Raw genomic sequence first — 1,772 nt, forward strand, 5'->3', positions numbered from 1 at the left:
CTGCGCGGTAGCCGCTGGATTGCGGTCGGGCGTCTCGACTACAACACCGAAGGCTTGTTACTGCTGACGAATGACGGCGACCTCGCCAACGCGCTGATGCATCCGCGCGCGGGTATCGAACGGGAATATGCCGTCCGGGTGATGGGGGTGGTGAGTCCGGAGCAGCAGACCAGTTTGTTGCAGGGTGTGGCGCTGGAAGACGGTGAGGCGCGTTTTACGACCGTGCAGGAAGCCGGTGGTGAGGGCCTCAATCACTGGTATCACGTCACTCTGGCCGAGGGGCGTAATCGCGAAGTGCGACGACTCTTCGAGGCAGTCGGCCTAACCGTGAGTCGCCTGATCCGGGTGCGCTACGGGGTGGCGGAAATGCCGCGTTTGCTCAAGACCGGTTACTTTGACGAATTGCCCGACGAAGAGCGCGAAGCCTTGCTCGCCAGCGTGCAGTGGGTCAACCCCGCGACACCGCCTCCTGACAAAGCGGGACGAGGGACAGATGTGTCCGAACCGCGCAAAAATAACAGTCGGCGAGAAGCCCGACAGGGGGCATCGCGTGGCCGAACGGGGCAGGGACGTCGGGTGGTCCGGGATTAGAGCCTATCGATGCGTGGGGAAAATGGTTGGTTAGCCGTATTCAGGACGCTGCAAGAGGCTTTTGGCCCGCAGGAGTGGTGGCCCGCGCAGTCGCCCTTTGAGGTCATGGTGGGCGCGATCCTGACCCAGAATACCGCCTGGCGCAATGTCGAAAAAGCGATTGCCAATCTGCGGGCGGCGGATGCCCTGAGCGTGGCCGTCATTTTGGCTCTACCGGAAAGTGATCTGGCTGAACTGCTCCGGCCATCCGGATTTTATCGGATAAAGACCAAACGCCTGCTGGCGTTGTGCCAGTTTCTGGAGGCGCAGGGTGTGGGCGCGGTGCCGGAACAGATCGCCCGGCAGGCGGCCGTTCCGGCACTGCGGCGAGACTTGCTGGCGGTCCATGGTGTCGGTGAGGAAACCGCAGATTCCATTCTGCTCTATGCCCTGGGTCTGCCGGTTATGGTGGTGGACACTTACACCCGCCGGATTGGTGGTCGTGTGGGTCTGTTAGGCGATCATCTGTCCTATACCGAGGTGCAGGCTGCCATCGAGGCGGAGCTGGTGCCGGGCGACGCAGCGGTACGTAATGCGCTGCATGCCCTGCTGGTCTCTTTGGGCAAGGATTACTGTCGGCCTCGTCCGCGCTGTGATACCTGTCCGCTCAATACGCGCTGCGCTTATGCGGCAGGGCGATGCCGCCCCCGCCAACCAGAACAGCCATAGCATTCATCTGGCTAAGTTCATATCCTTTTGACGAGCTTGATGATGCTCAGAAGGATGACCGCGCCGATGAAAGCCACAACGATGGCGCTGATAATACCCGCCCCGAAAAGACCTGCCAGGCCGAAGAAGATGAGTACGAAGCCACCGATGAACGCGCCGATGATACCAACGATGATATCTCCGATGATCCCAAAGCCGCGTCCCTTGATCAGTAGTCCCGCCAGCCAGCCCGCAATGCCGCCAATGATGAGGAAGGTGATGATGCTCAGGAGAGTCATGGTGGAGGGTCCTGTGACGGGTTTGGATATTCACCTTAGCAAAGTATGGAGGTGATCTCTATATTTCACATTTGGATGATACCCAGGTTCCGAGCGCAACTGGCCGTGACCGGTTCTATAATGAACGAAGTGCAGATCAACGGGAGGTGAGGCATGGTGGGGTCAGAACGGTCCGTTCACATTTCGGCAGAAGGG

The 1,772-nt window shown here is 59.9% G+C and carries 3 protein-coding genes; 2 read left to right on the forward strand and 1 reads right to left on the reverse strand.

From position 1 onward, the window contains the following. Window positions 1-591 (forward strand): pseudouridine synthase (locus AC2VNK_RS05005; RefSeq protein ID WP_486883044.1); only part of this gene is annotated, 591 nt, incomplete at its 5' end. 9 nt (window positions 592-600) lie between these two features. Then, a complete protein-coding gene (locus AC2VNK_RS05010; protein WP_291525574.1) occupies window positions 601-1,299 on the forward strand; it encodes an endonuclease III domain-containing protein in 699 nt (232 codons plus the stop codon). Window positions 1,300-1,316: 17 nt separating this feature from the next. Here AC2VNK_RS05010 and AC2VNK_RS05015 read toward each other — a convergent pair whose 3' ends face one another. Continuing rightward, on the reverse strand, window positions 1,317-1,577 hold the full coding sequence (locus AC2VNK_RS05015; RefSeq protein ID WP_291525576.1) for a GlsB/YeaQ/YmgE family stress response membrane protein: 261 nt from the start codon (window positions 1,575-1,577) through the stop codon (window positions 1,317-1,319). Between the last annotated feature and the right edge of the window lie 195 nt (window positions 1,578-1,772).

It is taken from the genome of Acidithiobacillus sp. TH-A35, from assembly GCF_057473505.1.

Bases quoted from the DNA above. Each gene is read 5' to 3' on its own strand.
- AC2VNK_RS05010 (WP_291525574.1), top strand. From the start codon at position 601: ATGCGTGGGGAAAATGGTTGGTTAGCCGTATTCAGGACGCTGCAAGAG.
- AC2VNK_RS05015 (WP_291525576.1), bottom strand. From the start codon at position 1,577: ATGACTCTCCTGAGCATCATCACCTTCCTCATCATTGGCGGCATTGCG.